Source organism: Pseudoalteromonas sp. S3260 (genome assembly GCF_005886925.1).
GTDB classification, from domain to species: domain Bacteria; phylum Pseudomonadota; class Gammaproteobacteria; order Enterobacterales; family Alteromonadaceae; genus Pseudoalteromonas; species Pseudoalteromonas tetraodonis.
Genome location: NZ_PNCV01000105.1, coordinates 1 through 6,928, shown reverse-complemented (window position 1 = coordinate 6,928; position 6,928 = coordinate 1). Strand labels below are relative to the sequence as shown.

Sequence of the window (6,928 nt, the reverse complement as noted above, 5' to 3'; positions counted from 1 at the left end):
AACCTAGTGGGCTAAGTAAAAACCGAGTAACAAAGAGTTAATCGCCCCTTGGAAGAACCCTTTGGGCAATACCTGTTTGGCATTGATGCTACGTTATCGCCTATTTATGGGGAATAACCACACCACATAGGCTCTGCCTTGCTTAAATACCAAACAGACTACTGCAAATTCAACCTTGAAAGGTTAACAGGCCCTTAAGAACGGTTATTTTTCCAAAATTTATAAAGTCGCTTCATGTTTTGTCTCTGCTATAGGTTAAGTATTTATTTGACTGTATAAATGCAGAGCCGTTCAAAGGAGTGTGTAACAAAACATGTTTAGAGATAGAGACATGCATAAAACATGTCTCTAAAGATAGTTTACTGCTGGTTTAACTTGTCTTTCGCTTCTTGTACTTTTGCAAAATCTAAACCTAACTCATCCGTTGCTTCTTTAATTAAATGAGGTTGGGTCATTACTACCGCCATCAATTGCTGAAGTTTTTCAGGTGGTATGCCCAGCTCTTGTACTAATGCCATAGCCATCATTGGGTTTTGGGTAAATGCTTCAAATAATGCCGCTACTTTTTCATCGCTGACATTGTGCTCTTTTAATATTGCAATAATTGGATTCATTATTAACCTTAAAATCGAAATAGTTTGTTAAAGTATATGGCCTCATACAGGGATTAACAATATTAATCCCTGTGGCATTACTTGTTTCACTCTACCAACAATACAACTTTACCTGAGTTTTCATTACCCTCTAAAATGGCATGTGCCTCACTAGCTTGTTGCCATGGCATGGTTTTATAAATATTAAAGTCATACTTTTGATTGGCAATATCATCATAAAAGCGCGCTACAAATGCATCTCTTAACGCGCGCTTAAACGCGATACTGCGATTACGTAATGTGGAGGCATGAAACGAGATGCGCTTTTGTAATAAGCGTGCAAAATCGACTTCGGCAAAGCGACTATCTAAAAATGCGAGCATCACAATCTGACAATCCATTGCGGCCACTTTGGCATTTTTATTCAAATAGCGGCCAGAAACCGGATCGACTATGGCGTTTGCACTTAAGTTATGTGCCTTCATATATTCAACAAAATCAGTGGTTTTATAATTAATCACATGGTCAGCACCCAAGCTTTTAGCGTGTTCACATTTTTCATCAGACCCTGCTGTTATTACCACCTGTGCACCGGCACTTTTTGCCATTTGAATAGCCGCTCCGCCTACGCCACTGGCACCGGCATGAATAAGCGCCGTTTGCCCTGATTGTAGTTTTCCTAACTCAAAGAGTGCGCCAAAAGCAGTTAAATACACTTCACTAATAGCAGCACCTTGTGCCATAGAAATATTATCTGGCAATTCCATTAATTGCTGCGCATCTACCGCAACATATTCACTGTACGCACCACCGGCACATAGAGTAAAAATACGCTTATCTTGCCATTTAGGGTCTACCTCACTGCCAAGCTCACACACGGTACCTGCACATTCGAGTCCTAGAATAGGGCTATCCCCTTCAGGAGCAGGATACTTACCTTGGCGCTGCATACAATCGGCGCGGTTAACGCCAATCGCTGCTACTTTTACCAATACTTCATTACTGCTAATCTGCGGCTTATCGGTTTGTTCAAACGTTAATTGCTGATCTTGATGTGAAATGTACTGCATAAATCTCCTCGTATTTTATTCTATTTGATTTTCGCCATACTTCGGCTTCAACTAACTCGTTATTTTCTGTGTAATATATTTAAAGTGTGTAGTGGTTAGTAATTTTATTGATGTAACCTCGGGGTTTTAGCACTGGCAAACACAAAGCCTGACAAAAAAGCGAAGCCAACTAATTTAAACTCATAATACTCCTTTTGGAGTTAACAGCGCCTTAAGCACAAAAATTCAGTGCTGATTTAATCAGTTTATTGGCCTTTGTGGACTAACCTTTGTTCAATTTAGGCCGAACTCGTTGGGCAGTGCATGTTCTGCATTTATGCTGCGTTATCAGCAATTGCAGGGGAAGCCTTGCCTAAAAACACAACTTCAAATTTAACCTTGAAAGATAAACAAAACTATAAATTATTAAAGCGCCAGCTTTGTTTATAAGGATATACATCAGGAAGCTGACCTTGCTCAATACCTTGCTGAGTCATTTGCCAGTACTTTGCCGTAAATAAATCACTATGATAATGATTAAAATGGCTAAAGGCACTGCTGCTGGCACTAAAAAACACCTTAAATTGACTCGGGAATATATCATTTTGGTCTATATCAAAATAAGAATGTGAGCTTATTTCTTCTAACGCGTTGTCAGTATTTGGCACTTCTCTAAAATTACAATCAGTAAGAGGGCAAATTTCATCGTAATCATAAAATACCACTCGCCCCCAACGTGTCACGCCAAAGTTTTTCATTAGCATGTCACCGGCAAAAATATTTGCACTGGCAAGCTCTTTAATCGCTTTACCATAATCAACCATCACCTGCTGCAGTGATTTACTGCTACATTGACCGATATATAAATTAAGCGGTGTCATTTTTCGCTCAACATAGACATGTTTGAGTATTAACGCTTTACCCGAAATAATTAAGCTATCACCAATGTGTTTTTTCATTTGTGTAAGCAGTTCATCACTAAAACGACTTAAATCAAAGGCTAGGTATCTAAATTCATGAGTATCAACTAATCGCCCTACTCTATCAGCCTGTTTTACAAAGTTATATTTATCTTTTACCTGCTGTTTTGTCGCCGTTTTTGGTGCACTAAATTTATCTTTTATTACTTTGTACACATAGTCTAGGCCATCAATTGTAAAAACAAGCATCACCATACCTGGTGTACCTGGCGCTAAATGATATTTATATTGCTCGGGGCTACTTTTAGTCGTGTCCACCTTATAGCGATAAAATTCTGTTTTCGCATGTTTAATAAAACCTATCGCATTAAACAATTCAAACCGTTGTTTGTGAGGCATTAACACACTTAAGTAATCTACATACCTTGCAGGTTGGTCGGTATCTACCATAAAGTACGTGCGCGCAAAGCCAAATAACAAGCTCAGCTGATCAGCGCCCATCATCACAGCATCAATTGTAAGCCCGTCAGGGGTATTTAAAATGGCTATTGCAAAGGGCATATTATCGCCATTTTTAGCAATACAACGTCCTATTACATAACACGCTTTATTGCGGTAAAAGTGTGAATTGGCGTACTCAATATAGCCGTCATTTAAACTTATTAGCTCATACACTTGTCTGCATTGTTGCTGCGCCCCTTGGGTTAACGTTGCTTGTAGTTTAGCTAAGTCCTCGTTTAAATTTTTAAATGACACTCTAAACACTTGTTCATTGACTAAAGTTTTAACTGCGCTATCAAACCCTTCTTTTAAGGAAATACGACTCACAAGCCCTTCATAAGAACGTGGTTGCCCCCGGTACTTTGCTTTTAAGACAAATAAATGCACCGTACGAATTTTTTTATCATCCCAAATAGCGCCAAAAGTAGAATTAAAAAACGTATGTGCAATTGGCTGGTTTTCATGCTCTTTAACCATTTCGCCATAAATATTTTTTGCACGTTGCCATGTTTGTGGACAGTTTAGTTCATCATAGGCAATCACTTTAACGGCCTCACTCACCTTCTTTACTTGACGCTCATACACTTGCAAGCGCGCTCGCATTGCCGCTTGCACCTCATGATATTGGCGTTGTTCAAAGCGACTTTGTGCCCCTAAGGTAATATTTAAGAACTGTGCAAACATAGCTTCAAAGCCAGCAAATACAGCGCGTGCTAACTTAGTAGCTATGAGTTCTTGTATAGGATTGTGGGTAGACGTTAACGACGTGCTAGGCATAGTATAGGCGCTTCTATTTTTAGCAATTATGCTGATTATTTTTTATTAGAGGTTTACACCTTAGCAAGCACGCTTTAATTTAGATAATTAATACAGCAAATAAATAAAATTGATCATATGAATATAAGAAATGTCGATCTCAACCTACTCGTCTATTTAAATGTATTAATAGATGAAAAAAGTGTGTCTAAAGCGGCCAATAAACTCGCATTAACACAACCGGCTATGAGCAATGCGTTAAAGCGCCTAAGAGATTTATTTGACGATCCTTTGCTGGTACGAGCTGCGGGCTCCATGACCCCAACAGCTAAAGCCCTTGCCCTTAAGCCCGAAATTGAAGCGCTGTTAAAAATGGCAGAAGAGATCACGCAGCCCAGTGAGCAATTTAATCCGGCTACCGCCAACGTGACGTTTCGTATTATGGCAAACGATTATTTAGAATCGACGCTAATTGCCCCCTTTATTTGCAAGCAGCTAGCTAAAAACCCGGGCATTGACTTCGATGTACTTAGCCCCAGCGACGTTAACCTACAGGATATGGAAAAAGGCACTATCGATTTGGCAATAAACCGTTTTAATGGTCTGCCGCGCTCTTTTCATCAAGCTACTGTATGGCGAGATAACTACTGTTGTTTAACCCATCCACATAATCCATTTTTAAACGATGCAAACTTAGACCAATACTTAAAAAGTGAACATATTTGGGTTAATCGAGCCGGCTGGGGCCCCGAACCCGCTGTAACCAATAAATCAGGTAAACAAAAATTAGGCTGGGTTGATGAGGCATTATGGCAATTAGAACAAACACGTAAAATACGCGTATTTACTCGTCATTACATGATTGCCAGTTTACTGTGTCAATCTGAGCAACTCATTGCAACCCTTCCGCGTCGTCAAGCAAAGCTTTTAACTAGCCATACTAATTTAGTGATTAGCCCTGTGCCATTTCAAATCGTCCCCATAGAAGTAAAAATGATATGGAGCCCGTTGTTACACCATACACCAGCGCACCAATGGCTTAGGCGCGAGTTGTTGGCGTTTGCAAATACAGTGATTGATAGGTAAAGAATTAAAATATTGATCAAATCAATATCAGTTATTGAAAACAACAATTTCATTAATATTACACTTAGCGCTACAGTGAAGTTAAGCCAACAAACTAAGAGTAATAATTATGCAAACATCAGCAAGCTTCACACAACAAGACGGATTATTCATTGATGCAAATTTACATCAATTCATTGAACAACAATTGTGTCGTAAAACAACACTTCAAACGCAACACGTTTACCAAGCGTTAGCCACGTTAGTTGATGAGTTTGGGTGTGCATGTCGTAAAACAAAACACCAAGAAAACGACATTCTCGACGTGAATACTTTATTAAATGCATATCAACGTAAAAGTCATCCACATTGTCATGTAGATGCACAAACAACCGCAGCCGTTTTAGATGAATACTGTTGCCAAGTGCCTGCGATTATTGTGGTTGCTTTAATGGATACGCTTAGTGGCACACTCTGTGATGAGCCAAGCGCCCATAAACTTTACCACAGAGCTGCAGAGCTGACAGAGCGTCCATGCGTTCATCGCGAGCAAACAGCTAACGCCTCTGCAGCGTAAAATGCAGCCCTTTAAAAGTGCTCGATAACCTTGTTGGCAAATTGTTTGCAACTTAAGGTTGTCGAGTTATGATTTGATTGAGCTAAATCAAATGTAACCTGTCCACTGGCAAATGTGCTTTCAAGCGCGTTTTCAATTAAATAAGCAGCATCACTCCATCCCATAAACTTAAGCATTAACACCGCACTCAATAAGCTACTGCTCGGATTTGCTTTATCTTGTCCTGCTATGCGCTCAAATGTACCATGTGTGGGTTCAAAAAACGCAACTTCGGTATTTAAGTTTGCCGCCGGCATAATCCCTACTCCACCGACTTGTGCACTGAGCATATCGGCTAAAAAGTCTCCGTTTTGATTAGTGGTGGCCACCACATCAAATTGAGCAGGATCCATTAAACACTGCTGAAGCATATTATCGGCAATTACTTCTTTAATAACCAGCGGCGGTAAATCAGCACGTTGTATTTCAAGCCAGCGTCCGTTTTGATGCTCAACGGCAGCGTATTCACGTTTGGCCAGCGCAAATCCCCAGCGCTTAAATGCGCCATCGGTAAACTTAAGTACATTGCCTTTGTGAACTAAAGTGAGTGATTCACTATTATTTTTTAGGGCATAATTAATTGCATAGCGTATTAATCGCTCTGATCCCTCTTTAGAGATATTTTTAATACCTAAACCACACTCTTGGGTAAAACGAAGCCGTGTTACGCCCATTTCTTCACATAAAAAATCGAGCATTTTTTCACTTTCAACACTGCCCGCTTGCCACTCAATTCCTGAATACACATCTTCACTGCTATCACGTAGCACGGTAATATGCGTGGTAAATGGATTTTTTAAGGGTGACGGTAATGCACTAAATCCTTTAATGGTTCGCATATTTACATACAAATCCATTTCATGGCGAAGCGCGACATTGAGCGAGCGAAACCCGCCTCCAAGCGGTGTGGTTAAAGGGCCTTTAATCGCAATTTTACACTCTCGTACTGCATTAATCGTTTCTTGAGGAAACCAATCACCGTCATAAAGCTTGGCAGCTTGCTCACCATTATAAACTTGCATCCAATGAATTTTGCGTCTTGGGCCATAACTATGCTCTATGGCGGCATCCACTACTTTTCGCATCACTGGCATCACATCGAGCCCGACGCCATCTCCATCAATATAAGCAATAATAGGGTGTTCGGGTATATGCCACTGTCCTTGTTCATCAATAAGTATATGTTCACCATTTTCTGGCACAGTAATATGTTGATATTGCATTGTTAACACCTAGAAAAACATCCTCTTTTCATTAAAGCATGTTCGTTAATAGGTGTCTGTAATTGCATTTTTATAATTGATATCACCGCAGCGAATAACTGCACGGTATTAACTATTAGTAAAAATAAGGGAACGATTTTTTAATAAAGGTGGCATCAGGCATTTTATCTAACACCAGACTAAATAACCTGAGATCTGGTTAAGC

6 protein-coding genes are annotated in these 6,928 nt (G+C 39.8%); 2 read left to right on the top strand and 4 right to left on the bottom strand.

The annotated features are described in order from the left end of the window. Positions 1–359 precede the first annotated feature (359 nt). The 3 genes from CWC14_RS15290 to aceK all read right to left on the bottom strand — a co-directional run bounded on the left by CWC14_RS15290 (position 360) and on the right by aceK (position 3,840). Positions 360–614, bottom strand: coding sequence for a DUF2999 family protein (locus CWC14_RS15290; protein WP_008113615.1), 255 nt, complete (start codon positions 612–614; stop codon positions 360–362). 86 nt (positions 615–700) lie between these two features. Further along, positions 701–1,663 carry a zinc-binding dehydrogenase gene (locus CWC14_RS15285; RefSeq protein WP_028835153.1) on the bottom strand — a complete coding sequence of 321 codons (963 nt, stop codon included), beginning with the start codon at positions 1,661–1,663 and terminating at the stop codon, positions 701–703. A 395-nt stretch (positions 1,664–2,058) separates the two neighbouring features. Then, complete coding sequence (gene aceK / locus CWC14_RS15280; RefSeq protein ID WP_138563714.1) at positions 2,059–3,840, bottom strand: bifunctional isocitrate dehydrogenase kinase/phosphatase; 1,782 nt, start codon at positions 3,838–3,840, stop codon at positions 2,059–2,061. 117 nt (positions 3,841–3,957) lie between these two features. On the opposite strand from aceK, the gene CWC14_RS15275 reads away from it, so the two are divergent. Then, on the top strand, positions 3,958–4,905 hold the full coding sequence (locus CWC14_RS15275; protein ID WP_138563712.1) for a LysR family transcriptional regulator: 948 nt from the start codon (positions 3,958–3,960) through the stop codon (positions 4,903–4,905). A 109-nt stretch (positions 4,906–5,014) separates the two neighbouring features. Next, positions 5,015–5,461, top strand: a complete 447-nt coding sequence (locus tag CWC14_RS15270) for a hypothetical protein (protein WP_013465068.1) — start codon at positions 5,015–5,017, stop codon at positions 5,459–5,461. Positions 5,462–5,472: 11 nt separating this feature from the next. On the opposite strand, the gene icd is transcribed toward CWC14_RS15270, so the two are convergent. Continuing rightward, the gene (icd, locus tag CWC14_RS15265) at positions 5,473–6,723 is read right to left on the bottom strand and encodes an NADP-dependent isocitrate dehydrogenase (protein WP_138563710.1); all 1,251 of its coding nucleotides are present in this window, start codon (positions 6,721–6,723) and stop codon (positions 5,473–5,475) included. Between the last annotated feature and the right edge of the window lie 205 nt (positions 6,724–6,928).